This window comes from Paraburkholderia sp. IW21 (assembly GCF_041321145.1).
Classification (GTDB): domain Bacteria; phylum Pseudomonadota; class Gammaproteobacteria; order Burkholderiales; family Burkholderiaceae; genus Paraburkholderia.
In genome coordinates this window covers 111,911-138,128 of record NZ_JBGGWA010000013.1, presented here as the reverse complement: position 1 = coordinate 138,128, position 26,218 = coordinate 111,911, and the positions used below count along the sequence as shown (strand labels likewise).

The 26,218-nt window shown below is 59.6% G+C and carries 15 protein-coding genes and 3 pseudogenes; 9 read left to right on the top strand and 9 right to left on the bottom strand.

Annotated elements, in window-relative coordinates; all coding sequences use genetic code 11:
• Nucleotides 1–7 precede the first annotated feature (7 nt).
• Together ACAX43_RS27075 and ACAX43_RS27070 are read left to right on the top strand one after the other, a co-directional pair.
• Nucleotides 8–724 (top strand): sulfite exporter TauE/SafE family protein, encoded by a 717-nt coding sequence (locus ACAX43_RS27075; protein ID WP_370711472.1) that lies wholly within the window; start codon nt 8–10, stop codon nt 722–724.
• A 39-nt stretch (nt 725–763) separates the two neighbouring features.
• Nucleotides 764–1,852: a porin gene (locus ACAX43_RS27070; protein WP_370711471.1), complete on the top strand. Its 1,089-nt coding sequence runs from the start codon at nt 764–766 to the stop codon at nt 1,850–1,852.
• A 957-nt stretch (nt 1,853–2,809) separates the two neighbouring features.
• Here ACAX43_RS27070 and ACAX43_RS27065 read toward each other — a convergent pair.
• The gene (locus ACAX43_RS27065; protein WP_370711470.1) at nt 2,810–3,823 is read right to left on the bottom strand and encodes an IS110 family transposase; all 1,014 of its coding nucleotides are present in this window, start codon (nt 3,821–3,823) and stop codon (nt 2,810–2,812) included.
• Between the two features lie 230 nt (nt 3,824–4,053).
• On the opposite strand from ACAX43_RS27065, the gene ACAX43_RS27060 reads away from it, so the two are divergent.
• Both ACAX43_RS27060 and ACAX43_RS27055 read left to right on the top strand, forming a co-directional pair.
• Nucleotides 4,054–4,476 carry a hypothetical protein gene (locus ACAX43_RS27060; protein WP_370711469.1) on the top strand — a complete coding sequence of 141 codons (423 nt, stop codon included), beginning with the start codon at nt 4,054–4,056 and terminating at the stop codon, nt 4,474–4,476.
• A gap of 427 nt (nt 4,477–4,903) precedes the next feature.
• A pseudogene (locus ACAX43_RS27055) lies at nt 4,904–6,765 on the top strand (methyl-accepting chemotaxis protein).
• Between the two features lie 908 nt (nt 6,766–7,673).
• Here the strand turns inward: ACAX43_RS27055 and ACAX43_RS27050 are convergent.
• From ACAX43_RS27050 to ACAX43_RS27035, 4 genes are all read right to left on the bottom strand, one after another.
• Nucleotides 7,674–7,862 (bottom strand): hypothetical protein, encoded by a 189-nt coding sequence (locus tag ACAX43_RS27050; RefSeq protein WP_370711468.1) that lies wholly within the window; start codon nt 7,860–7,862, stop codon nt 7,674–7,676.
• 275 nt (nt 7,863–8,137) lie between these two features.
• Nucleotides 8,138–8,482, bottom strand: coding sequence for a hypothetical protein (locus ACAX43_RS27045; protein WP_370711467.1), 345 nt, complete (start codon nt 8,480–8,482; stop codon nt 8,138–8,140).
• Nucleotides 8,483–8,742: 260 nt separating this feature from the next.
• Nucleotides 8,743–8,895: a high-potential iron-sulfur protein gene (locus ACAX43_RS27040; RefSeq protein ID WP_370711466.1), complete on the bottom strand. Its 153-nt coding sequence runs from the start codon at nt 8,893–8,895 to the stop codon at nt 8,743–8,745.
• A gap of 739 nt (nt 8,896–9,634) precedes the next feature.
• Complete coding sequence (locus ACAX43_RS27035) at nt 9,635–10,354, bottom strand: IS6 family transposase (protein WP_370711465.1); 720 nt, start codon at nt 10,352–10,354, stop codon at nt 9,635–9,637.
• 242 nt (nt 10,355–10,596) lie between these two features.
• Here ACAX43_RS27035 and ACAX43_RS27030 point away from each other — a divergent pair, with 242 nt between their 5' ends.
• The 5 genes and pseudogenes from ACAX43_RS27030 to ACAX43_RS27010 all read left to right on the top strand — a co-directional run.
• Nucleotides 10,597–11,583, top strand: coding sequence for a hypothetical protein (locus tag ACAX43_RS27030; RefSeq protein WP_370711464.1), 987 nt, complete (start codon nt 10,597–10,599; stop codon nt 11,581–11,583).
• Nucleotides 11,584–11,620: 37 nt separating this feature from the next.
• Nucleotides 11,621–12,217 carry a hypothetical protein gene (locus tag ACAX43_RS27025; protein WP_370711463.1) on the top strand — a complete coding sequence of 199 codons (597 nt, stop codon included), beginning with the start codon at nt 11,621–11,623 and terminating at the stop codon, nt 12,215–12,217.
• Between the two features lie 409 nt (nt 12,218–12,626).
• Complete coding sequence (locus tag ACAX43_RS27020) at nt 12,627–17,630, top strand: AAA domain-containing protein (RefSeq protein WP_370711462.1); 5,004 nt, start codon at nt 12,627–12,629, stop codon at nt 17,628–17,630.
• Nucleotides 17,627–19,060: a hypothetical protein gene (locus ACAX43_RS27015; protein WP_370711461.1), complete on the top strand. Its 1,434-nt coding sequence runs from the start codon at nt 17,627–17,629 to the stop codon at nt 19,058–19,060. Before ACAX43_RS27020 ends, ACAX43_RS27015 begins: the two co-directional genes overlap by 4 nt.
• A gap of 1,121 nt (nt 19,061–20,181) precedes the next feature.
• A pseudogene (locus ACAX43_RS27010) lies at nt 20,182–20,763 on the top strand (3-hydroxyacyl-CoA dehydrogenase family protein); the annotation flags it as partial.
• 233 nt (nt 20,764–20,996) lie between these two features.
• Here the strand turns inward: ACAX43_RS27010 and ACAX43_RS27005 are convergent.
• The 4 genes and pseudogenes from ACAX43_RS27005 to ACAX43_RS26990 all read right to left on the bottom strand — a co-directional run.
• Nucleotides 20,997–21,248, bottom strand: a pseudogene (locus tag ACAX43_RS27005) (3-hydroxyacyl-CoA dehydrogenase NAD-binding domain-containing protein); the annotation flags it as partial.
• 39 nt (nt 21,249–21,287) lie between these two features.
• Nucleotides 21,288–22,481: a beta-ketothiolase BktB gene (gene bktB, locus ACAX43_RS27000; protein WP_370711460.1), complete on the bottom strand. Its 1,194-nt coding sequence runs from the start codon at nt 22,479–22,481 to the stop codon at nt 21,288–21,290.
• A gap of 43 nt (nt 22,482–22,524) precedes the next feature.
• Complete coding sequence (locus ACAX43_RS26995) at nt 22,525–24,153, bottom strand: electron transfer flavoprotein-ubiquinone oxidoreductase (RefSeq protein WP_370711522.1); 1,629 nt, start codon at nt 24,151–24,153, stop codon at nt 22,525–22,527.
• 79 nt (nt 24,154–24,232) lie between these two features.
• Nucleotides 24,233–26,023: an acyl-CoA dehydrogenase gene (locus ACAX43_RS26990; protein ID WP_370711459.1), complete on the bottom strand. Its 1,791-nt coding sequence runs from the start codon at nt 26,021–26,023 to the stop codon at nt 24,233–24,235.
• Nucleotides 26,024–26,218 lie beyond the last annotated feature (195 nt).

Sequence of the window (26,218 nt, the reverse complement as noted above, 5' to 3'; positions counted from 1 at the left end):
AATTCCTGTGAGCCTCACAATATTCGCCCTCCTGGCCATTACGGTGGTCATTGCGGCATTCGTTCAAGGCGCGGTCGGTGTCGGCTTCGCGCTCATTACCGCACCGGTGATCGGGCTCGTGGACCCCGGTCTGCTGCCGGTGTCACTCCTCATCCTGATGCTGCCTTTAAATGTGTACCTCGCCTGGCGTGAGCGCCCCGCGCTCGACTCGAACGGCGCCCTGTGGATCACGCTTGGACGCACCGTTGGCGCCGTGGGTGGCGTGTTGATCATTTCGCGCATCTCGGCACATGACCTGAATCTGTTCATTGGCGCGTCGACCATCGCTGCGGCGGTGGCCACCCTGTGCGCTCCGACGTTCGCACCTGGCCGCAAGGCGTTCGTGGCCGCCGGCGCGGTGACCGGCATCACGGAGACCGCAACCGGCATCGGCGGCCCGGCACTGGCCATGGTCTTCCAGCACTACCGCGCACCCGCGCTGCGCTCGACCATTGCCCTGTGTTTCGCGGTCGGCGAGGCGGTCTCGCTGTTAATGCTCAGCGTGGCCGGGCAGATCACGCCCGGAAAGTTCGTGTCTGCGCTATTGCTCGTCCCTCCGGTCGTGGCAGGTGCCTTCATCAGCCGGCATATTCATCACCGCTTTAACGACAAGGCCTTGCGCATCAGCGTGATGGCGTTTGCGATCGTATCGGGTGCCGCAATCCTGTACCAGACATTGAAATGATTTGCCGGTAGCCATGTCATTCAACACAGAGGAAACCATATGAAAAAACAGCTACTTTTGATCGCCTTCCCGTTGCTGGGTATTGCCAGCGGTGCGCATGCACAGAGCAGCGTGACGCTCTATGGCAGTCTGGATGCGGGGGTCGGATACGTCAGCAATCTGCACGGCGGTCGCGCCTTTATCGCCGAACAGGGCACCTATCAGGCGGACCGTTGGGGCCTCACGGGTGTCGAGGATCTCGGCGGGGGACTGAAAACGGTATTCAAACTCGAGGCTGGCTTCTCGACGACCAGCGGCGCGATGTCGAGTACTGGAACGCTATTCAATCGCCAGGCTTATGTCGGCCTGTCCGATAGCCGGTTTGGTACGGTCACGCTGGGCCGCCAGACCGATTTCCACTTCGAGATGCTCGGCCCCCTGTCCACCGCGCAAACGCTTGGTGACTTTTCCGCGTTTCACCCGGGCAACGTCGATGGTCTGGGTAACACCGTGCCAGTCGAGTTGTCGAACACCGTCAAATTCCGTAGCCGGAACTTCGCGGGCGTCACGTTTGGTGCGATGTACGGGTTCACCAATACGACAAGCAGCACCGCCGGACGCAGCTTCAGCCTCGGCGCGACCTACGCGAATGGTCCTGCAACCCTCGCCGCAGCCTACTCGGAATATCACGATCGCACGCTGAACCTCGCGGGCGGCCTGGGACTGACCAGCTTCGAAGGCGTCAATCTGGCCGGCGGAGCGCCGTTCGTTGCAAACAGCGTGACGAACGCAGGCATCGGCGGCAGCTACCAGCTGAGACGGATCCTGGTCCATGCGCTCATCACTCAGGTGCGCATTGAGCGTCAGGGTCAGAGGGAGAACTACCGGACTGCCGATGGAGGAATCAACTTCCAACTCACGCCAGCCTACCAGATCGATACTGGGGCATGGACCACGTCGCTCGCCGGAAAGCGGTGGACGCAGGTGACGGTGGCAAACGTCTACGCGCTGTCCAGACAGACGCAACTGTATGTCGACCTGATGCTTGAACAGGCCTCGTCAGGCGCCGTGGCCAATACGCTGGGGATCGGGGCATCCTCATCGAACCGGCAGACTGTCGTGCTGGCCGGGGTTCATCATCTTTTTTGAGCCTGCCGGCAAAATACGAATCCCTTGCTGGGGTAAGACGCGGCTAGCGTGAGCCCATGCCGTTGAACTTCAGAAGGGCAGCCCGGCCTCACCAGGAACATGCAACTGTTCGTCTCCAGTGCTCACTCCTCCTGTCAGAGCACTGTTCAGCCCTCCGCCGTGAGGGCTGCTTTTTTTGGGTGCGCCTCGCAGGTGCGCACTCCAGCGGGTGCAAGTCCCACCGTAAGTTGACCACAGCGAACGAATCGAAGCGCAACTGCACCCGGGTGACGAATGTGCGAAGGAAGGCGTGGAGCGAAGTTGGGAGCCGATGTAGGAACCAGATAGAAGGCCATGCCGGTCGTGAGAGCGGGCTTTCAATACCCGCGACGCTTTACATTAAGTCGTCGGCCCTGAATATCCCGAGGGGGCGCGTGCGACGGAGCTTTGAGGCCGAAATCTTAGAGCAAATTAATTCTGTCAACACAGATTTGCGATGGCATAAGGGGATCAACGATCGGACTGACAGTTTTGTTTCCAGTCCGAACGAAATAAAGTTGTCACCCATTGAAAGACCGCAGTAAAGGGATATATCTCTCTCCTCAAGGTCAGGCCCTGCAGCGTTGTAGAATCGTTTTAGCCATCCTGATGATGCGAAGCTTGATGACGCGTCCGGTTTATCATCGTCTGGCTACGGAACTGATCCGCACCAGTCACCCATCGGGATCAAGGCAAGTGCCGGTGTTCTAGCCGTCGCCCCTGGCTCAGTCGAGCTCCAGAAAATCGTCGGTGCCAGGCCAATGTCCAAAGGAGTACACGTCAATTCCATGGTTGCCCGCGTGCGGGCACCAGACTGTTGTCGGCTTATGGCCTAGGCGTCTCAGGGTTCGCTGCATCGGGATGGCCGGGGGTCGGGCACAATCAATTCAATGGTTTGACGCCAACAACTTTATCGGGCTCTCGGCCCCCCCGCCAAACCTAGCTAAAACATCGTTTGACCTCGAAGGGTTTGCCGTCACGCATCATGTAATAGGCCGCGCGCGCCAGCTTGTGCGCGAGTGCCTTCATCGCGGCAACCGGCAGGCGCTTTGCCTTCTTGCGTTCATAAAAACGTCTTGCCTGTGGGCAGCAGCGTAGCGCCACCGCGGCGGCTTCGATGAACGCCCAGGCGAGATACTTGTTGCCGTTCTTCACGTCGCCTTCGCCCTTTTTCTTGCCGTTCGAGATCCGCTTGCTGTCAACGCATCGGCAATAGGAACTGAATTGGCCGACGTCAGGAAACCGCGTGATGGTGCCGGTCTCCAGCATGATCGTGGCCGCGAGCACGTTGCCGATTCGGGGCGTGGTCTTCAGGGTCTCGAACTCGGGGCGTAGCTGTGCCTCCTGATGCAGGATCGTCTCAAGCGCAGTAATTTCACTGCGCAAGGTACGCAGCACCGCCATGTTGGCCATCATCGCGCGCTCGACATGCAGCGGTAGCGCAGGTGCGCGTACCGCTGCATCGTCCATTCGCTGGATGTGTTCGCCGTTCATCCGCAGGTTGATCTGTCTGGCCAGCAGGCTCTCAATACTCAGGATGTGCAGCGATCGTTGCTGCACAAATTGTAGCCGCTCGCGGGCGAGATCGCGTAACGCGCGTTCCTGCGGTGGGTATATATAGCCTTCAGGTAGCAGTCCAAGACGGAAGATGTGAGCCAGGAACACCGCGTCACGTTCGTCGCCGGCATACTTCAGGCCTTCATGCTGCTTGGTCGCGGCCGTATTGGCGAGATGCACGGCGAAGCGGGCAGCCATCAGTCCGTCAACGAGCCAGTACCAGTTGAACGCCGCCTCCACCACCACTCCTTCCAGCTCAGCCTGATAAGACGCAAGCGCTGCCAGAATCAGTCCGAGATCACTGGTCAGCCGCTTGCAGTACAGCACCCGATCCTGGTCGTCGATCACGGCGACCACGGCGTTGTTCGAGTGCAGATCAATTCCGCTAAACTTCATTTCAGCCTTCTGAACGGGTCAGTTGATCGTTTGCCTCTCAACAGTAGACCCTGGCCGCCCCCTTCTCTGGGCGGCCAGGAGGCCTTTCAATGATTATCAATTCGCATAAGTTGAGAGCGTGCAAAAGTTGGGGTGGCTCTCAAGAAGGGCCGCTTGTGCTTCCGGTAGCGGCATCAATTTCGTCTGGTGCAGGCTGATCGGTCTCGCAAGGGTGGGAGCAAGCCACGCGTTTGATCATCGAAGCAAGGTTGGCCGACGGAGACAATGATACGGTCGAGGAAGGTGACGGAGTTCTGGCTGTGATTGAGCGCCCTGACTGCTGTCGTGCGCGGCTATGGTCGTGTGCTTGCCAGCGGACTGCGCCGACGCCACAGCATGTGGTGCGTCCCCTGTCCAAAGACCTTAGCTGGCGCGTCACTCCAGAGCTGGAATACCTCCAGGCTAAGTGGGCAGTTCATTTGCCATACCGGCAGGCCGCGGCCGTGCTCAAGGAAGTGTTGCCGCTGGACAAGGGCATTTCGTCCATCGGCATCCGGAATCGGATTCTCGGCATTGGAAAACAGCTCGACGATGATATCGAGCGTGACATCGCGAAGCTACCCCAAGCCGTTGCAGACGTGAAGGTTCGCGAATCCAGCCATGTCGCGGCGTGAGCGTCGACTCGGCGTGGCTGCGAAATTGCGACTCAGGGAGAGGCCCTGGCCGCCACGTGAATATCGTCGCAGGGCGGCCGACGTTCACCGACGGTCAAAACGTCGGACGCTTCGAACGCCTCTCCACTACTGCGGCGACCCCGGGAAAACCGCCGGTTGCATCGCCTGCTGACAACACCCGCAAATTCGCTGCGCTTACGCCTTTAAGAACAAAAGCGACACTCGTGTCTCTCGCGAGGCTGGGCTTGGCGAGTTTCCGAGCAAGGCTCACCAATCTCCGCACACCTCGACGGGCTGCCTGGTGGGGACTTGACTGATACGGACTATTTGCCATCAGGCATGAATTTCAAGGGAAATGTTCCGATAACACCTGAATTGGCCGCCACGACGGGATTGGCCACCACGACGCCATTGACAAGGGTATTTCATGCACATCTGGCGAAAACTTTCCATTCAGAACAAGCTGGTTCTGAGCATGACGAGCTGCCTGCTGGTCTTTGTTGGAATATCTAGTGGGTTGAGCATCTTGCTGATCGGCAACACCGTGCGCGAGCGCGTTGTGCAGGATGAACTGCCCACCGCGGTGAACGGCATTCGTGCCGATGTGCAGCGCCAGCTTGCCGGGCCGATCACGGCCTCGCGGGCCATGGCGGTTAACGTGTTTCTTCAGCAGTGGGAAGCCGATGGAGAACCCGAGTCCGGTACCAGCAACTGGAAGCGGCTGGCGGCGAACATGAAGGAGGACAAAAAGCTGCCAGCGTGCAGTGGGTGTCCACGACAAGCGGCAACTACTTTACCGAGGCAGGCCTGCAGCGAAAGATTACCGAAAAGGATCAGTGGCTGCAAAACTTCCTGGCCTCCGGCAAGCCGTATGAAGTCAACATGGACCACGATGTGAGTCTGAACGGCTACATGATGTTCATCAACGCTCGTGTGGAGGGCAGCAACGGCCCGACGGGCATGACCGGGATGGCCCTGTCCGTGGACGCACTGGCCAGGAGGATCTCGGGCTACAAGATCGGCGAGACTGGGTTCGCCTACCTCGTGCACCCGGACGGTGCAATCATGATGCACCCAGACACCGCGCTGGTTGATGGCAAGCACTCCCTGAAAGACCTGCCTGGTCTACCCGGCAACACTACGGACAGGTTGTTGGCCGGCAAGCCCTACGCCTACATGACCTACGCGACGCCACGTGGACGGCGTTTCATCGCAACCTCATTCATCCCGGAGCTGAACGCCTACGTCGTCGTTGAAGTGCCTCAGGCGGAACTGCTCGGACCGGTTGAGCATGCCATCCGGATTGCGGCTCTGGTAGCGGCTGTCGTGGGCCTCGGCGTGGCGCTGGTGGTGATTCTGTTGGTAGGCCGCGCAATTGCTGCACCGGTCCGACGCGCAGCCACCTTGTTATCAGAAATCGCCAGCGGGCAGGCCGACCTCACCCGACGCATGATGGTTGAGAGCCAGGACGAGGTGGGCCACCTGGCAGACGCATTCAACCGCTTCGTGTCGTCGATGGCAACACTCGTGCTCCACGTTCGGGCATCCTCAACCTCGATCGCCGCCGGCTCTGCGCAGATCGCGATGGGTAACGCGGACCTGAGCCAGCGCACCGAAGAGCAAGCCAGCAACCTGGAGCGGACTGCGGCGTCAATGGAGGAAATTACCGCTGCCGTAAAGAACAATACGGACACCGCCCGCACCGCGGCCCAGATGGCCAGCAGCGCCTCTGAAGCCGCCGCGCAAGGCGGCCGGGTGGTTGGAGAGGTGGTTACAACCATGGAACAGATCAGCGACGCGTCGCGAAAGATTTCCGAAATCGTCGTGCTCATCGATAGCATCGCTTTCCAGACCAATATCCTGGCTCTCAACGCGGCGGTCGAAGCAGCACGCGCGGGCGAGCAGGGCCGCGGTTTCGCGGTGGTGGCCTCGGAAGTGCACAACCTCGCTCAGCGCAGCGCGCAGGCTGCCAAGGAGATTAAGGCTCTGATCGAGCACAGCGCCGGGACGGTGAATGTTGGCTCACGCCTGGTTGTCGACGCCGGCAAGGTCATGGACGACGTGGTAGCGCAAGTGCAAGGCGTTAGCACGATGATGAACGAGATCACCTCGGCTAGCGTCGAGCAAAGCGCCGGCATTGGCCAGATCGGTGACGCCGTTCAGCAGCTTGACAATGTGACGCAGCAGAACGCGGCGCTGGTTGAAGAGAGCGCCGCAGCGGCAGAGAGCCTCCAGCTTCAGGCCGCGGAACTGGACCGATTGGTGGCGGTGTTCAAGGTCGAGGGTTAAGAGCGAGATATTCCGCTACCTGGAGATGCGGCTTTCGGAACGCACCGGCTTAGAATGCTGGTGCAGCGCAACCAGCCGATCCGAGACTCCACGTGATGCTGAACGTTTGTCAGCACACCTGCGCTACTTCGGGAGAAGGGGGCTACGGTGGCGCTCCGCGCAACGCCGAAATAAGCCGGACGAACACCACTCCGGGTGTTGCAACGTCGGTCACCTGTGGGCGTCGGCGTGTCTGACTGCGGTTCCAATCAGCCCAACCAGCTCGCTCGTTTCCGTCGGGTCCAGGTACCATTTGTCCCTGAGCTGAATCGACACAATCGTCCTCGCAAGGCAACAAGAAACGATTGCGGAACCCTCGTTCGAGGTGCACCCGCTGCCACATACTGTGGCTTACATCGCGTCGCCGGCGAAACCCCGTCGTATTGCCGCATGACGGTGATGTGCACGACCGATGCGGCAGAAGCCCTCCAGGCTGTAACGCGTACGCACCCCGGGTTGTGGTGACGTCGAATATATCGAGGATCCCGAGCGGTCCCTGAAATCGCAGCCTACCAGTTCTTCGAGAAACCACCGGTAGCGTGCTCTCATTCGTCGCGTAAATGAGTGGTCATCAGCGTTGCGCCCTCGCCAGCTGTTCCTGCTCGTCGCAAACGCTGCAGATCGGCCTCGCGCACACGAGCGTCGTCGAGATCCTTCCCTCGAGTACGGTCGATCCTGAACCTGGCCTGAACACAGCAGGGCATCACCGCACCCATGCGTCGCGCAGCGAGGATGCGATAACCGTGTTACCGGTCCGCGCTCGGACCATCCGGGCGAGGTCACGGCCGACACGATCGTGTTCGGGCACGTACGGTACATGCCCTTGCGTCTCATTTCCCTTGGGACCCGCCGACGCCTCGATGGAGAGGTTACTTTTGCTGATCGGGCAAGGACGGCTCGGATCCGCCCAGCTTCTGCTCCTCTTCGGGCGAAGATCCGGGCGCGAGTGGGTCAGTATCGGTCGGACCGTCCGGTAACGGACGGGGTTGCTTCTCAGGCTCGTCCAGTGGTTGGTTCGCCGGATCGGCAATAGGGTCGATGGTGGGATCGGTTTGCATGTTAATACCTCACTCAGAGGACTGGTCAACGCAACCTTCGTGCGTGCAATGGCCGTGCCCACTGCGGCAGGATTACTCTTCGTGTCGTGTCGTGTCGTGCCGTTTGGCGCTACCGGGCGCGAAGCGGTCCGGCCAGATTACGCTAACGTAGCTGGTGCAAATCGACATTTCGGGGCGAGAGGATGCCGAAAGGTCAGGATACCTTTTTGCGCAAGAGTGCTCGATCGAGTTCGAGATCGACGACATGTTCTGGAATTACGGGACGTTCGAGTTTCTTATTCCTGAGGCAATGCATAGGGATAAAAGTACGCATCGAGCGCCCACGGTAGCGCGATCAGGCGGCCCACCATAGCCGCAAGCGTGTCGGGTGACATGGCCGCGAATGTAACGGTCATTTCTTCGTAACAGTGACGGCGATCCACACGAATCCGAACGTGGTCAGCCCGGTGAGCCTCGCAACCGAGAACCTGCCAGGCAGCAACGACCCTCAAGTTTCCTGCCTTTGCACGCACGGTGAGCCGGTAATGATCGCGCTGGACCGGCGCGGTCGCCCGAGCTGGCATGACCTGCATAGTGGGATCGTCCGGTGATACTTCGATTTGCTCGTCGGTTGATTGCATTCTGACCTCCAGAGGGCCGGTCATGCGGAACAGGAGCCAGAGCCGATCGGTCGCTCGCAGGACGTCCGCTGTATGAATATCGTTATAGTCCGCGAGACTATCGAAGGTTAGGATCGCACGCGGAAACCGGCGGCATTCTTCGCATCGAGGTCAACTCAGCCGCTCGCCAGCACAACGGCGTGACCGTTCGATCTTGTTACCCGTACAACTACATGCAACTCTATATGGCTGAGCACCGGCGCGCCAGATTCAGCTCTTTTTCACGTAAGCGTTGCACCGTATCCCTTCGCATAAACCAGCTGGCCGCTGTAGGTTGGACAGGGGCCCGTCGCCGAGCCGGACTTGCCCTGATAGAGCTGGCAATTGGCGCATGTCTGCCCAGTCTGATATTGGGGAAATCTGGTCCTGTCCACTTTCGCAGCTGTTGATGTTCGTTAATTCTGCTAGCCATGCTCACTGTATTTGCTAGCGAAAAAAGGGCTGCGGCCCGCGCCCAAGAAGGCTGGAAGGCCAGGTGGCCGGTTTTGCCGGCCGTTGCGTGTCAGCAACGGGTGAACGGCTGACTATCCGTTAATTTTGCTAGCGCGTTCAACGTTTCCTTTAATTCCTTTAATGCGGCTGTTGAGCCACGCAACCGATGTGCAGGGGTACGGCCGCGGCCGGCGTAAGTATCAACAGTCGTTCCTGCGACCATACGACGCCTCTGGCCTCCGGGCGCAGACAAAAAGCGGCGTACCGTAGGGCACTTCAGGTGTTGCTCGGCGGTCTTCTACATTCCGCTGGTGGATGTCCGAAATCGCACTCTCGCACTGCGCTTCATCGTCCGTGCGGGACAGTGAGTGCGCGTCGAGCGTCGGCAGGTGCGCTAGCGGAAATGGCGGACATCCATTAGCGCCTCTGTGGACACGGCTAGCGGAATTAACGAACTTCAAACTTGCTGACTGATAGGTTGCCTCAGCGGCTGCCCGGTTCACCACCTTGGGCGGCAAACACGGTGCGGATCGGGGCGATCGTGCCGTCATAGATCTGCAGCCAGTTTGCCGTCTGCACCCCGGGCCTGAATCGTTCCCGTCGCGCGGTCTTTGTGATTCAAATGGGGGCTCTGGTGCAAATAGGTAAGCCGGTTGAGAAGTTTCATATAGGAAGGATACCTTAGCGATCGGACAGGGCAGCATTCCATACGACGGGCGCAGCGGTATCCTTGAGGCCGAGCTTCGCGAGATCGAACTGGCCCTTGCGAATTCGATGCATCAACTCGATGCCTGAAATCGCGGACGCGGCGCTCCTGAACTGTTTGAAGCCGAGCATCACGTTCGTTCTGGACTTGATGTGGCGATGGTCCTGCTCGATCAGGTTGTTCAGATATTTCGAGGATCGGACCTTCGTGTCTTCAGGCAGCAGACCATCGGCCTTCATCTCGCGCACCGCGCGGTGCGAGGCAGCATAGCCATCAAGCGTGATGGCCTCCGGCGACTGGCCTTGGTGCCTGATGGCCTTGCTGAGAAAGGCTTTGGCCGCGGCCACGTCGCGCTTTGCCCTGAGCAAGAAGCCGACCGTCTGGCCAGACCGATCTACCGCCCGGTACAGATAAACCCACTTGCCACGAATCTTCAGGTAGGTCTCATCGACGCGCCAGGATCGACCCGCAGGTGTAGCAAAGCGGTTCCAGCGTTTGACAAACTCCGGCGTATAACGCCTCACCCAGCGCAGGATCGTCGTGTGAGCCAGCGACAAGCCCCGTTCGGCCATCATCTCGACCAGATCGCGTAGGCTGAGCTTGTAGCGCAGGTACCACCGAACACAAAGAATGATGATCTCCCGATCAAAATGGCGTCCACCGAACAACTCCTGCAGACTCTTAAGCTTGCTCATCGCGCGTCATCAGTTCGTTTTGCTCCGACAACTTTAACCGATTCACCGACTCTATTTGCACCAGAGCCCTTGCGCGTCTCGTAGAGTACGAAGGTGACGGCAGGATTGTGAACAGGCCATCAAACAGCCTCCGTTCTATCTTCCTAGCGTGGAGTCCTGGCACTAGTGCGACGCTATCCCAACGCCTGGACGCCCTGAACAGCCTTGCAGAAACATTCCCGACAGTAGCATGGCGACTTGCAGTGGCTATCCTGCCGCGAAACTCGGACACTAACTTCCCCACGCAGGAGCCGGTGTGGAAAGACTTTGGACGGTCTACTCGTGCGCCGTTGACCGAGGAACACAGACGGGAAGCGTTCCTGGCCTATATCGATTTTGCACTTACCTTGAGTGATTCCGCTCCCGAGCGTCAACTGATCCTCATCGACCACTATCCGATGTTTTCTCCGGAACATCGCGCGATGCTGCGGACGCAATTGACGACTACAGCGAGGGCACCGAATCTCGCTCCGTCCACAAGGGAAGGTATCCTGGAAGGGATACGGCAGCTGGTAGCCAGACATCGCAGGTTTTCCAACGCAGTTTGGGCGATGCCGGCCGTCGAAACTGACGCGCTGGACGCAGTGGGCCAGGAATTCCGGGGTTCTACAGTAGTGGAGGAAGTCAGGTGGCTGTTCGACGAATTTCTTCCGGACCTGGCGGATGTTGAACCTGACATCAATGTGGCTTCGGAGAAGGTAAAGGCATTGCGCGACCAGGCACTTCGCAAAGTGCTGGAAAGCGGTGTTGGCGCGGTGGACGATCTGTTCTGCAAGGCACGCCAGCCGTATCTCGTGGCGCAGCAGGCGGCCGAGAGCATTCAGGATACTGAAGGGATCTTTGCCTTGCTCGACCGGTGGTTTGGACGACTCTCCTCTCGTGACGAACGGGGCGTACCGGTTCTTTGTGCGACGCGCCTTGCTCTCGCGGGTGACGACTGGATGAGACAGCTTTCAGACGCGACTGTCTCGCGTGACTGGCCGGAATGGTCTCTCGGACTTTGTCTGGCGGACATGGCAGACAGCCGGACGCTAATAGACAGTCTGAAGGACAAGCCGCCTTCAGCGGTATCGCGTTATTGGGCGACGCGAAGTCAATACATTCGTTATACTGACAAGTCACTCAGTGACGAGATCGCAGGAAGCGCTCGACAGCCTAGAGTTACGTTGCCTTCCTCTCCTTCTGGGTGAATTGGGGGAAGGGGAGCAGTTGTCCTTTCATCGGACCATGGCTCAGAAACCTCATGAGTTTATCGCTGTAATTTGCGCCGCGTATGCGCCCGCGAACCGGGCGGACGAGCATGCCGAGAAGGACTCACCAGACCCTTTGGAGCAGGCGAATGCCACTATTGCCTGGCGTGTCCTTCGTACCTGGCGCACGCCCCCCGGCCTGAACGCGGCAGGCGAGATGCAAACGCCGTTGTTGATGGAGTGGATAACCGAGGCTCGCTCACTTGCTGAGCAGTCGGACAGAGCGGCCGTCGCTGACCAGTATATCGGAGCCGTGCTATTGCACAGCCCGCCTGAGCGCGATGGCCGCTGGCCAGGCGATGTGCTGGCCGGTGCTCTCGAAAAACTGGGTTCGCGCCAGATTGAGGATGGTCTGGCCATGGAAGTCGTCAACAGTCGAGGTGTTACGACACGGGGGGTGTTCGATGGTGGCGCACTCGAGGAACAGCTTTCCGAAGAATGGCTGCTCCGGGCGCAGGCGCTTCCCGAGCGTTGGCAAAGGGCCAAGCAGTTGTGTCGAAAGATCGCCGCGTCGTGGCGACAGATGGCCAGTGAGTTTAACGTTGAGGCAGCGAAGAGGCGGTTGAGGTCCTGATCTTTGTGACTGCGGCACCGCTGCCACATGCCTTGCAGGTTGGCGCCATGCGAAATTGCACTCAAGATCTGTTTCGAAGTTGCCGATATGCTGTCGTAATCTGGCAAAGGGGCAAAAACGATCCGTTGGACCTCGTCGTACGAGCAGTGTCTCTACGTGAATGCGCATACCCATCAGCGGTCGACAACGCGTTTACATGGGTGACTCGTTGCGCGGGCCGGCTGGCAGCCGGCGGTTTGTGCGCATTGCCTGGAAGGGCGGTCAACTATCTGGATCACGACGTCTGGCGATCGAGACCACGCGGATTTACGCATGCGCGCCTGCACAAAACAATCATCGCGGCCAGCATGCGTTCTCCGAGTGCAGATCGGGCTGTCGCAATCGAATTGGAATTTGAGAGAAAAGCCAATTGAAAATCTATAACAAGGGCCGTGGCATCCACGATCGCGAGATACATGGTATCAACCGACTGCAGACTGACCTGCCCAGCGGGTGGATGGCGTTCACCAACCTGGAGCTTGCGCTACCCTATGGCGGTCGTGAAATCGACGTAATACTTGTGATCGAAGATCGAGTACTCGCGGTAGACCTGAAAGATTGGCGCGGCAAGATTACGAGTTCCGGGGGAGCCTGGAGCGTAAACGGAAACGCTCGTGAAGGTGGATCTCCGGTTGAAAAGATCCTTTCGAACTCACGGGAACTGTATCTGATGCTGCAGCGCTATCTGAAGACGCCCGCAGCACGAGCGAAACTGAACGGATTGACAACGTGTCCCAAGGTCGACGGCTGTGTGGTGTTGACGGGAACAAACGACCGTTCCGGAATAGCCCTCACGGAAATTAACCGCGTATTTTGTCTCGATGCTTTCATCAAGGCGCTTCAAGACCCGAAGCAACGGGTTGCGATGCTTGCTGGGGTTCCTGCTGCATTCCACTCAAAGGATCTGACGACCGACCCGTGGCGGAACCTGTGGCAGCAGTTTTTTAACGTGAAAGAGGGATACTTCAAGCCATCAAGTCGCCGGTACGGAAGCTTTCAGGCTTTGTCGGATGCCTACACGTTCGAACATCCAAAGCAGATTTATCGTGAATACGATGTCGCAGATAACGCAGCCGGTGGTGCAACAGGACTATTGCGACGCTGGGACTTTACAAAGGCGGAGACACGATTCCAGAACGAGGAAGGTCGCCGTGAGATTGCGGGACGCGAACGCGAAATCATCGCCTGGCTTAACGATCGAAATGCTGAATTTGAAACCTCGATTCTGCAGCCCCGCACCGACGATGATGAAAAAGGCATCGAATATTGGGAGGTCTTCGACCGTCGAAAGAGGTTGCAGCGTCTTCTGGATCTGAGTCGCAACCAGATTTGCGAGTTCCCGCGTGAAACGCGGATCGAGCTTGTTCGCCAGATCGTACACAGGGCCGCGTTGATGCACCGTCTTAACGCATCACACCTTGATATCGGCGCGCACAGCGTCTGGATAGAACCACCGTCCCTTGTTCGGCTGTCGCATCTGATGTCCGCGAGCTTTCAAGACGTGAAATCCCTCGGCAGTCACCGCTATCAGTTCCTGTCCACGGTGAGACTCCCGGAAGACGCGTTCGGACTCGACGTCGACTCCCGAACGAAAGACGTTTTTCTGCTGGGGTGTGTTGCTCATCGATTGCTCTTTGCCTGTCCCCCTGTAGCGACCGCTGACAATCCTCCCGAATGGGACGCGTCAGTGGACAAGGATGATGCATTCGAAACCCTGCACAATTGGTTTGAGCGTTCGCTCGCGTGGTCTGCGGACGATCGATACGCCGACGCGTCCACGATGCTCGAAGCGTTCAATCTAGCTCTGGAATCCAAACCCTCAGCTGCGGAGGTTCTGAAAGGGCTCGAGCGATTCCGCACGATATCGTCACAAATGAAGCTCGTGCGTGAGTATCCCGTCGTCGAAGACATCAGAGATGACGCGAATATTGCGATGTGGCGAAGCGTTTCTGAAGGGAAGACGGTCCTTGTGAAAATGTGGAAGCGCGAAGGGTGGGGCGACCAGACTCGCGAGGCGCCAAGGTTGTTGGGGTTCCTTGAGCAGGCGGAAAGCATGATCATCGAGCGCCCCGCGGGATGCGCAGGAATTCTGCGAGCCATTTGGCTTGGTGATGCGGTTGTACTGATTCAGGATTTTGTCGACAGCCCAAATCTCGCCCAATCCATGTCAACCTCCGATCTTCCGTGGACGGAGGCTGAGTTTGGGCTTGCCTTCCTGCGATCGTTCATTGCTACGGTGGTGTCCCTTCACGAGAAAAAGATCGCCCACGGTGACATTAAGCCTGAAAACATCCTCGTTATCGCTGAAGAATCGCCGCGGCCGCTTCTCGTGGATCTTCTTGATTTTGTCCACATCGATGACGGAGAGAAAATGTCGCGGGCATATGCCCCAATGACAGGGGGGCGCTTCGAGCGAGACTGTTACGCCGTAACATGTATTGTCGAGGAAGTTGTCGCCTGTGCAAACATGGCAGCCGGCGGATTGGCGAGGCTTAACGAAGCCATTGTGAAGATCCGCACCGAGTCGCCGAAGAATGGAACACTACTGCCGCTTGCAGAGGCGCTCGATTTCATTCTCGACACAACCACCGACAACGCTGTCCGTGAGATTGCCCTGCGTGTTTGCGCAACTGATACACGTCCATTCCTCTCGGACGAGGGATCCCTGGCATTCCGGGTTACGCCCGGCGGAAGGCAGTTACGTATTCGCGGTGCAGTCGAACAACTGATCTTTCAGCTGGACGGCCGGAGGCAAGCAGTTTCCGTACGCCGGGAATCCATTGACCAGAAACAGATCACGAGTATCGCGCGATGGGAATTCGCAGCAATTGCTGCGGAGCTCACGCTTGTAGCTGCGGATCGAGACGATTTCAGCGATCTCGAGAATGTCTTGTCCGACAAGGATATCGCGGAGGCATGGGATGCGGCCTACGGACTGGCGCTAAATACCGAGGCCGACCGTCAGACATCCGCCGGGGACGATGTCAGCGAAGACGCTGAGCCCCCGTCTGAAGTTTCAGCTGACGAGCTTGAAGAGAAGATTTCGTCCCAGTCCGAGTCAGGACAACTCAACGTCCAGGCGCTTTGGCGTCACCTGATCGATTCGGAAGCGGAATTTGTCATCGAGGGTGAGGCGACCGGTCCAAGCGCTTATAAGCCTCAGACGCAACGACACATTGTTCCATTCGATCTGGACTCCGGGACGTTTGAGTTCGGCCGGGAAGACACAGTTACAGTCTGCCGATTGGACAAAGGCGGTCGATGGACGCGCATTGGACAGCTTGACCTGATTACGTCTACGGCGAACCTGCTTGAGATTGATGTCCGCAAGTGGGGCGGGAAGACAGGGGAAGGGTTAGTGGCCGACGGGCAGCGGTTGAAGTTCGAAAGTCACTTTGAGATCACGAGCCGCTCGCGGCGCCGGGACGCTACCATGCGATTGCTCTCCCGCGAGGCGCGGTACCCTGACCTTATTGATGTCTTCGATAAGAGAAGCGCGGACTCCGTAGCCAGACGCCCCGTGGCGGCCGAACCATCTGACCTGGCCGCGCGGTACGGGCTGAATAAGGTCCAGGCAGAAGCGCTCTCGAAACTCCTTGAAACGCGGCCGGTCGGTTTGCTCCAGGGTCCTCCCGGAACTGGAAAGACGCGATTCATAGGAGCTCTGGTGCACTTCGCTCTCACACAGGGATTGGCTCGCAACGTGCTCGTCGCCAGCCAGTCACACGAGGCTGTGAATGGTGCAGCCGAAGCGGTGGTTAAGCTTTTTCATGAGGCGGGAGAAACGCCAAGCCTGTTAAGAGTAGGGCATGAGAGTAATGTCTCGGACCGATTGCTGGCTTACCACACGGGAAAGGTCGAAGGTCTTTTCAAGGACCGGTTTCGGGCGGATCAGTCGGTTCGTCTGCGTCTGGCCGGTAGCGTACTCGGAATTCCAGATAACCTCCTTGAGCAACTGATCATTCTCGAGACGCTCATTCGGCCAGTCGTTGAGCGTCTGGAACAAATCCAGGGTGAATCGTCAGACTCGTCTGCAGATCCGCGCGAATCGGGCCTGCGTCAAACTCTCGAATTGCTGGTCGGGAAGCTCGCGCATCCGCTCGACATCAAGGACATCGTCGCATCGGACGACCTCGATGATGTAGCGCTCGATATCGCAGGCCAGGCTGGATTTACAAACGCCTCAAAGTTGGAACATTTCCGGGATGTAGCGAACCTCGCGCGCGACTTTGTCGGCAGCGTCTCGACTCGGGAGAGAACCTTTGAGACGTTTCTTGCCGGCACCAGGCAAATTGTCGTCGGTACTTGTGTCGGATTGGGGCGATCCTCGCTAGGGTTGACGTCCACTTCCTTCGACCTGGTCGTCGTGGACGAGGCCGCGCGATGCACCGCAAGCGAACTGGCAGTTCCGCTGCAGGCCGGGCGTTGGATCGTTCTCGTGGGGGATCATTGCCAGCTCGAACCGACACACCGTCCAGAGGTGGTAAAGCATGTAGCAAAGATAATCTCGACCAACGAACGTCAGGTTGTCATGAGCGACTTCGAACGAGTTTTCAGTTCAGGTTACGGCACTGCGGCAGGCCACACACTCACCGAACAGTATCGTATGCTATCGCCGATCGGGAGCATCGCCTCGGAAGCGTTCTACGGCGGTACGCTGACGCACGGTAGAACCGATCTTATTATTCCGACGGAATGTCTTCCAACTACACTCGATAAGCCGTTAGCGTGGCTCACGACTGATAAGTTTGGTGAACTTGCTCATCAAAACGAACCCGACAGTCGCAAATATGCCATCAACAACCCCATTGAAGCGGAACTGATCGTTGATCTGGTTAAGGAATGGGATCAACACACCGCGTTTCGCGAATGGATTGAGACACAGACCGAGCACGCGCATGCCATCGGTATCATCTGCACCTATCGCGCGCAGTGTGAACTGGTTCGTCAAAAACTCCGCAGTGCCTTTATAAGCGACGGCATGCGTTCGACAATCAAGATTGATACCGTTGACAGCTATCAGGGCAAAGAGAATCCTGTAGTCATCCTTTCGTTGGTGCGAAACAACTGCGACGGAAGAGTGGAAGCTGGAGCGAACACTATTCGCGAGGGTTTCATGTCACGCCCCAACAGACTGAATGTCGCCGTCAGCCGTGCGATGGATCGGCTGGTGTTAGTTGGCGCTATGCGAGGATGGCGATCCGCTGGTCCCATGGGGCAAGTTCGCAGGGAATTCGCAACGCAGATGAACCGGCGCGATGCCCGGGAAATCGATGGGGTTGAGTACAGGGGGTTGAGAGAGACGGACACTGTTCAGCATTCTGCGGCGTCATCCGGACGTTCGCGTAGGCCTGTGAAGGGGGGCGCGCAATGACACAGACAAATCGCCCGATCCTCAAGCTACCGTCCCGCTCTACCGGGTCCGTGGACGAACAGGTTATCGTCCTGGACTCGATCGATGTGCTGCTTCCCTGCCGTCGCTTTACTGTGTCGTTCAAGGTATCTGAGCGTGGTTCGATATCACCAACAAGCGAGTTCCTGCTTCGTCTGCTGCACGCTGCGGACGGCATTCTGGAAGCCGACATAGCCAGCTTCTTCGGATTCAACCAACGGGAATTGTCTTTTGTGCTCGAAGAGGTTACGTCGCGTGACTACGTGTCCCGCTCAAACGGACAAGCGTGGCTCACACCTTCTGGACAAAGCCTCTTTCTCGAAGATCAGCAGTCACCGGCAATTTACGCAGTCGAAAAGCGGACGGAGAGCGTCTCGTTCGATTTGCTTTCTCTGTGTCCGGTCGAACTTCGCGGACTTGGCGTGTTCGCCATGAAGCTCGATGAACTCCCGGTCCTGGATGTCGAGGTGGTCGCAAACGCAAGACAACGTGTGCCCAAAGCATTTCGGACGCATTTTTCCGAGCTGTTCCTGTCGGACCGGAAACTCGCAAGCAAAAAGCCAACGCTCTATTCAATCGATCATGTGGCTGCCGGAGACCGATTTTCGACGATCGTTCCAATCACCGTCACCGCCTCGACTGGCCGACCTCATGCAGCTGAAGCTGACCTGTCTAACTGGCGAGAGGCTCAGCAACTCGAGGATCGATATACCGTGGTGGAGTCCGTCACCGCGTTCATGGAGACGCTGAAAGTCAGCAAGCGACCGGACGATATTCAGAGTTATCAGCTACTCACGACATGGGCGCCCGACTTTCTTCGGGAATTCATGCGTCGCGACGGGCTCGCGGTCGAACGGTATTTTCACACGGCGGCGGCCCGGGCAGGGGAGCTACGTTCCGATCGGCCAACGGTTCCGCTGCTGGGAACGCTATTTACTTCGGCAAACAATGAGCGTCTGCACAGTGCAGTCAGATATGCACTCGAAAGGTGCGCAGGCAAACCACCAATTCCGGAAATCCAATGGATAGTCCCGGAGGTACGTTGGGGTCATACAAGGGCTCTTCCTGCCACACTGAACAGCATTGCGCATCTGCTGATGCCACAGCCTTCGGGAGACGCCGAAGCTCAACAGGTCGGTGCAATCGCGATAAGTCGCAAACCGCTGCCGCGCTACCTCGCAGAGGCTTTTGATCATCATCAGTTCCTCGCCGAACAAGCCGCACTTGCACCGTCCGTCGAGGTTTTTTTAATTCCGGGTCTGGTTGCCGCAGTGCTGGTGCACGCACCGATCAAGGCGAACAATGGGATACCTGTGCCGCTCGGTTTTCTCTCATTTGACGCTTCGGTTGTGCAACGCGTTATGGAGGATCTGGCAAAAAGTGTGGCCCATGAGACGCGCGCGGGCCAATAAGGTAGTGTTCGTCCCAAGAACGGGGTAGTACAGCGGGCAAATCCCCCAACTTTGAGTTACTTGGTCACAGAAGTTGGCGGTAACGAGCACCCCGGAACAGAGCATAGCTATACGGTTCCTATACCGGTGACGTTAATCCACATGCCGATGCTCCGGCGCGCGCGAGCTAGTCGTTAGATCGCAGCTTTCCCAGCGGACTATCAAGGTATCCGCGATTTGGTGCGCCGGAGCATGGGCATTCGGTTTTCGCCCACTAGTTCATAGCCGGAGCAATCGTATGCGGTTGTAGTGCGTTCGGAGCATAGATAGGTGGTCATGGTACTTTCGACGGCAAACCGCACATTTATGCTCCGGCGCACTGTTGTCGCTATTGGGACCCGTCGGCACTAAGAGTTCGTGAAAGGAGACTAACAGCACGCGGGAGCAAAGACGTGTATGTCGAATGAGTCAGAATGGCAGCGTAGCAAACTTGTGAATGCGCGTTTTGACGGGGCAAATTTGTGAATTTCGAAGGAAAACCTATCCGCATTCACACTTTAGCTCAGAAGCACTCAGTGGGCCTGAACGACCACCAACATTTCTGTTCCATCGACCGATGCAACTGTGCGAGCAAAAAGAAATCACAAAAACCGCCAACGCAACGGTGCGTCCTAAAAGCAAAATCGCATGAATTTTCCATTTGAACGCAAGCTTGCATTGAAACCTGCTGAATTTGGGTGGTCGGTTGCGTTGGAGCGCTAAGCGGACATTACTAAAAAGCTACTACAAAATTTCCGGTGATAATTTATATTATGTCAAATGCCAACGACTATCTAACTACACTTGCGGCTCATCGGCTTACACAATGTTGTTACAGGTATCGGTCCGTATTGGTGGGCCGCCATTTCCTGTTGCCGGAGAAAAAACAAGAATGTGCAAGCCGACGCGACCGTTGACGGTTCCGTGGATCAGGGATGGAGTGCTGGCACTGCGAACAGGCTCGTGCCCGCGCAGCTAGGCCCAACGCGACATAGCTCCGGGCCGAGCGACTCGGCGGCCACGGGCAGGATTTTTATGTCGCGGTCCCGTGCTCGAATTCATTGACGCATGTCCAGTCAGTGGGACGGTCTACTGGTCGGCGGGAGAACGTCAAGCTGAAGAGCCGCATCCTGAAGCAGATCGAGTCCGTCGCGCGGCCCGACGCGATCATCGCGACCAATACGTCGTCGATCTCGATCACCGCGCTCGCGGCGCTGCTCGCCGATCCGTCGCGCTTGGTCGGCATGCATTTCTTCAATCCGGTGCCGCTGATGCCGCTTGTCGAGATCATCCGCGGGCTGCAGACGAGCGACGCGACCGCATCGGCGGTGCGCGCGCTGACCGAGCGTTTCGACAAGTCGCCGATCGGTGTGCGCAATGCGCCAGGCTTCGTCGTTAACCGGATTCTCGTGCCGATGATCAACGAGGCGTTCTTCGTGCTCGCGGAAGGCATCGCGTCGGCCGACGAAATCGACGCGGGGATGAAGCTCGGCGCGAACCACCCGATCGGACCGTTGGCACTGGCGGACCTCGTCGGCCTCGACGTGTGCCTTGCGGTGATGGATGTGTTCCTGAAGGATTTCGGTGATCCGAAGTATCGCGCGTGCCCGTTACTGCGCGAGATGGTGTCGGCGGGGTGGCTCGGGCGCAAGACGGGGCGCGGGGTGTACGACTACAGCAAATAAGCAGCCGCGAACAAGTGACACGCGATGCGCGCTAGTGCGACCGCACCCTTTCGGCCGGCCCGGCCGAGTGCCGCGCGTTCGCACGTCCCGTCGTAGGGACACAGCGATGGATCATGGTGCGTCTATGCACTTTCAATTTGTCGGCCGACGATGGAGCCTGACCACTACCAGTTAGGCGGGACCGAACCCGAGACTTCCTACGGACCGGGGAACGGTTCCTAACCGCGGCCATCATTTGAGGTCTCCCCGACGATCACGATGTCGACCGCCGCGAGCTTCGCGAGCGCGGCATCGCGTGCGCCGGCATCGAGTTTCTGCTTCGATACGAGCCGCTCGAGGCTGCCCTTCAGCGCGGCGACGCCCTTGTCGAGCGCCGCATCGGTGACATCGATCATCACGACGTTGAGTCCTGCAACGGCGGCGGTTTGTGCAATGCCGTTGCCCATGGTTCCGGCGCCCACGACGCCGACGGTTTCGATGGCCATGACGATTCCTGTGTGTTGGGGGCACTGAGCTTTCGATTATCAGATGTTCTCGAAGATCGCCGCAATCCCCTGGCCGCCGCCGATACACATCGTCACGAGCGCATAACGCCCGCCGACGCGCTTGAGCTCGTACAGCGCCTTGACCGTGATCAATGCGCCCGTCGCGCCGATCGGGTGACCGAGCGAAATGCCCGAGCCGTTGGAGTTGACCCTGGCCGGATCGAGGCCGAGCTCCTGCGTGACCGCGCATGCCTGCGCGGCGAACGCCTCGTTTGCCTCGATCACGTCGAGATCGGTGATCTTCAGGCCCGCGCGCTCGAGCGCCTTCTGCGTGGCCGGCACCGGGCCGATGCCCATGTACGCCGGATCGACGCCCGCGTGCGCATACGCGACGAGACGTGCTAGCGGCTTCACGCCCTGCGCGCGCGCGGCCTCCGCGCTCATCATCAGCACCGCCGCGGCGGCATCGTTGATCCCCGACGCGTTGCCGGCCGTCACCGTGCCGTCTTCCTTCACGAACACCGGCTTGAGCTTCGAGAAATCGTCCGGGCCGGCGTCGTGACGCACATGGTCGTCAGTGTCGAACGCGACCTCGCCCTTCTTCGTGCGGATCGAGACCGGCAGGATCTGGTCCTTGAAACGGCCTTCGGCGATCGCGCGCGCCGCGCGACGGTGCGATTCGAGCGCGAGCGCATCCTGCGCGTCGCGCGAAATGCCGTATTTGCGTGCGACGTTCTCGGCCGTCACGCCCATGTGGATCGTCTGGAACGGGTCGTGCAGCGCGCCGAGCATCATGTCGACGAGCTTGGCGTCGCCCATGCGCTGGCCGAAGCGCGCGGCCGGCACGATGTACGGCGCGCGGCTCATGCTCTCCGCCCCGCCGCCGATCGCGACGTCGGCATCGCCGAGCATGATGGTCTGCGCGGCCGACACAATCGCCTGCAGGCCCGAGCCGCACAGGCGGTTCACGGTCAGCGCCGGCGCGTGTTGCGCGACACCGCCGTCGATCGCCGCGACGCGCGCGAGGTACATGTCCTTCGGTTCGGTGTTCACGACGTGGCCGAACACGACATGCCCGACCGCGTCGCCCGGCACGTTCGCACGCGACAGCACTTCGCGCACGACCTTCGCACCGAGGTCGGTCGGCGAGAAATCCTTCAGGCTGCCGCCGAAATCACCGATCGCGGTACGGACGCCGCTCACCACCACGACTTCTTTCACTGCATTGCTCATCGTTCTGCTCCGGTTCGTTCGCGCACGCATGCGCGTTGATGCGTTACATGTTCGGGTAGTTCGGCCCGCCGCCACCTTCGGGCGTGACCCACACGATGTTCTGCGTCGGGTCCTTGATGTCGCAGGTCTTGCAGTGCACGCAGTTCTGCGCGTTGATCACCAGCCGATCGCTGCCGTCGTCGTTCTTCACGAACTCGTACACGGCCGCCGGGCAGAAGCGCCCCTCCGGCCCCGCATACGTGCGCAGGTTCACGTTCACCGGCACGCTCGCATCGTTCAGCGTCAGATGCGCCGGCTGGTTCTCCTCGTGGTTCGTGTTTGAGATGAACACCGACGACAGCCGGTCGAACGTCAGCTTGCCGTCCGGCTTCGGATACTCGATCGGCTCGCACTGCGACGCCGGCTTCAGCATATCGTGATCCGCGTGCTGGTGGTGCAGCGTCCACGGCACTTTTCCGCCCAGCACCTTCTGCTCGAGTCCGACCATCAGCGTGCCGAGATACAGGCCCTTGGCCATCCACTGCTTGAAATTGCGCGCGCGGTACAGCTCCGTGTACAGCCACGACTGCCTGAAGGCGTCCGGGTACGCGTTGAGCTCGTCGCTCTGGCGGCCGGCCTGCACCGCGTCGAAGGCGGCGTCGGCCGCCAGCATGCCGGTCTTGATCGCCGCATGGCTGCCCTTGATGCGCGACGCGTTCAGGAAGCCCGCGTCGTCGCCGATCAGCCCACCGCCTGGGAACACCAGCTTAGGCAGCGACAGCAGCCCGCCTGCCGTGATCGCGCGCGCACCATACGACACGCGCTTGCCGCCTTCGAGGAACGCGCGGATCGAGGGATGCGTCTTGTAGCGCTGAAATTCCTCGAACGGCGACAGGTACGGGTTCGTGTAGCCGAGACCGACTACGAAGCCGACCATCACCTGGTTGTTGTCCATGTGATACAGGAACGAACCGCCGTAGGTGTCGGACTTCAGCGGCCAGCCGGCCGTGTGCATGACGAGCCCCGGCTTGTGCTTCGCGGGATCGATTTCCCACAGTTCCTTGATGCCGATCCCGTATGCCTGCGGATCCGCGTTCGCGTCGAGCTTGAACTTCCCGATCAGTTGGCGGCCGAGGTGGCCCCGGCAGCCTTCGGCGAACAGCGTGTACTTCGCGTGCAGCTCCATGCCGAGCTGGAAATTCCCGGTCGCCTCGCCGTCCTTGCCCACGCCCATGTTGCCGGTCGCGACCCCTTTGACGGAGCCGTCGTCGTTATACAGAATCTCGGCGGCCGGGAAACCCGGGAAGATCTCAACGCCCAGCGCCTCGGCCTGCTGGCCCAGCCAGCGCGTGACGTTGCCCAGCGAGATCACGTAGTTGCCGCGGTTCTCGAAGTTCTCGGGCATCGCCCAGTTCGGCGTCGTGACCGCGCTCTTCTCAGACAGGAACAGGAAGCGGTCTTCCGTCACCTCAACAGTGAGCGGTGCGCCCTGTTCCTTCCAGTCGGGGAACAGTTCGCTGATCGCGCGCGGGTCCATCACCGCGCCCGACAGGACGTGCGCACCGATCTGGGAACCCTTCTCGAGCACGCACACGCCGATCTCGGTGCCTTTCCCGGCGGCCAGCTGCTTGAGCCGGATCGCCGCCGACAGCCCGGCGGGGCCGCCGCCGACGATCACGACGTCGTATTCCATCGATTCGCGCGGCCCGTATTGCGCGAGCAAGTCGTGTGTGGTCAAAATCCTGTCTCCTCCTGCGCCCTGACCGTTACGATCAGAACTGCTCTTCCGTCAACGCGAGCACGCTCTCGTTGCCCTTCGCACCGACGATCGACGCCTCGAGCCCGCCTGCCTGCACGAGGACGTGTTCCGCATAACATTGTGCGATCGCGATCTTCGCATCGAAGAACGCCGTGTCGCTTGCGCGGTTCGCGTGCGCGGCCAGCAGCGCGCGCGCCATCTGCCATCCGCACAGCACGACGCCCGCGAGCTTCAGATACGGCACGCTGCCCGCGAACACCGCGTTCGGGTCCTGCTTCGCGTTCGCGAGCACGTAGTCCACCACCGTCGACAACGCGCGCGCGCCCTTCTCCAGCTGCGTCTTCATCGACGCGGCCGCCGCGCCGTCGAGCTGGCCCAGTGCGGCCACCGTCTCGCCAATCTCCGCGATCAGCGCCTTCGCCACCGCGCCGCCGTCGCGCACCGTCTTGCGCCCGACCAGGTCGTTCGCCTGGATCGCCGTGGTCCCTTCGTAGATTGCCAGGATCCGCGCATCGCGGTAGTACTGCGCGGCGCCGGTTTCCTCGATAAAGCCCATCCCGCCATGCACCTGCACGCCCAGGCTCGTGACGTCGTTCACCATCTCCGTGCTCCAGCCCTTCACGACCGGGACCACATACTCGTAGATTGCCTGATGACGCGCCCGCGTCGCCTCGTCCGGATGGCGGTGGGCAATGTCGCTGTGCGCGGCTGCCACGTAGGCCAGCGCCCGCGCGCCTTCGGTCAGCGCACGCATCGTGCCGAGCATCCGGCGCACGTCCGGGTGATGGATGATCGGCACCGACTGCTTCGCCGACCCATCGACCGGGCGGCTCTGCACGCGTTCCTTCGCGAATTCCGCCGCCTTCTGGTATGCGCGGTCGGCCACGCCGATCCCCTGGATCCCGACCCCGAAGCGCGCCGCGTTCATCATGATGAACATGTATTCGAGGCCGCGATTTTCCTCGCCGATCAGATGACCGATCGCGCCGCCGTGGTCGCCGTATTGCAGCACCGCCGTCGGGCTCGCCTTGATCCCGAGCTTGTGCTCGATCGACACGCAGTGCACGTCGTTGCGCGCGCCAAGCGAACCGTCGTCGTTGACGAGAAACTTGGGCACGATGAACAGCGAGATGCCCTTCACGCCTTCCGGCGCGTTCGGCGTGCGCGCCAGCACCAGGTGGACGATGTTGTCCGCCATGTCGTGCTCGCCCCACGTGATGAAGATCTTCGTGCCGAACATCTTGTACGTGCCGTCGCCCTGCGGCTCGGCGCGCGAGCGCACCAGCGCCAGATCGGAGCCCGCCTGCGGCTCGGTCAGGTTCATCGTGCCGGTCCATTTGCCCGAGATCAGCTTCGGCACGTAGCGCTGCTTCTGCTCGTCGGTGCCGGCCGTCAACAGCGCCTCGATCGCGCCGTCGGTCAACAGCGGACACAGCGCGAACGACAGGTTCGATGCGTTCAGCATTTCGATGCACGGCGCCGCAATCAGCTTCGGCAACCCCTGACCGTCGTACTCGGCCGGATGCTGCAGCCCCTGCCAGCCGCCCTCGACGAACTTATGGAACGCTTCCTTGAAGCCCGGCGTAGAGGTCACGATGCCGTCCTTCCAGCTGCTCGGATTGCGGTCGCCTTCGACGTTCAGCGGCGCCAGCACCTCGCCGCAAAATTTCGCCGACTCATCGAGCACGGCATGCGCGGTGTCGTAACCGGCATCCTCGAAGCCCGGAAGCTGCGCAACGGTGTCGATGCCCGCGAGTTCCCTAAGCACGAACAGCATGTCCTTGACGGGGGCGGTATAGCTCATGGTCGATGTTCCAGTCAGGCGGTGAATGAGGTGCGTCTCAAGGCCCGATACGGCAAAACCGGCCAGATCCAGGAGACGTTGTGACGCATGCTACCGCCGCAGTGACGAACTCCCATTGTCATTTCCGGCCCTCATGGTGACAAAACCGGCCACGCGATGCACCGGCGATGCTGAAGGCAGCCGGCCGCGTCGGGT

What these genes read in the sequence shown, in the direction of transcription:
- ACAX43_RS27025 (WP_370711463.1), top strand. Translation starts at nt 11,621, where the DNA reads ATGGCTCAGAAACCTCATGAGTTTATCGCTGTAATTTGCGCCGCGTAT.
- ACAX43_RS26995 (WP_370711522.1), bottom strand. Translation starts at nt 24,153, where the DNA reads ATGGAATACGACGTCGTGATCGTCGGCGGCGGCCCCGCCGGGCTGTCG.
- ACAX43_RS27045 (WP_370711467.1), bottom strand. Translation starts at nt 8,482, where the DNA reads ATGCAATCAACCGACGAGCAAATCGAAGTATCACCGGACGATCCCACT.
- ACAX43_RS27035 (WP_370711465.1), bottom strand. Translation starts at nt 10,354, where the DNA reads ATGAGCAAGCTTAAGAGTCTGCAGGAGTTGTTCGGTGGACGCCATTTT.
- ACAX43_RS27065 (WP_370711470.1), bottom strand. Translation starts at nt 3,823, where the DNA reads ATGAAGTTTAGCGGAATTGATCTGCACTCGAACAACGCCGTGGTCGCC.
- ACAX43_RS26990 (WP_370711459.1), bottom strand. Translation starts at nt 26,023, where the DNA reads ATGAGCTATACCGCCCCCGTCAAGGACATGCTGTTCGTGCTTAGGGAA.
- ACAX43_RS27050 (WP_370711468.1), bottom strand. Translation starts at nt 7,862, where the DNA reads ATGCAAACCGATCCCACCATCGACCCTATTGCCGATCCGGCGAACCAA.
- ACAX43_RS27015 (WP_370711461.1), top strand. Translation starts at nt 17,627, where the DNA reads ATGACACAGACAAATCGCCCGATCCTCAAGCTACCGTCCCGCTCTACC.
- bktB (WP_370711460.1), bottom strand. Translation starts at nt 22,481, where the DNA reads ATGAGCAATGCAGTGAAAGAAGTCGTGGTGGTGAGCGGCGTCCGTACC.
- ACAX43_RS27070 (WP_370711471.1), top strand. Translation starts at nt 764, where the DNA reads ATGAAAAAACAGCTACTTTTGATCGCCTTCCCGTTGCTGGGTATTGCC.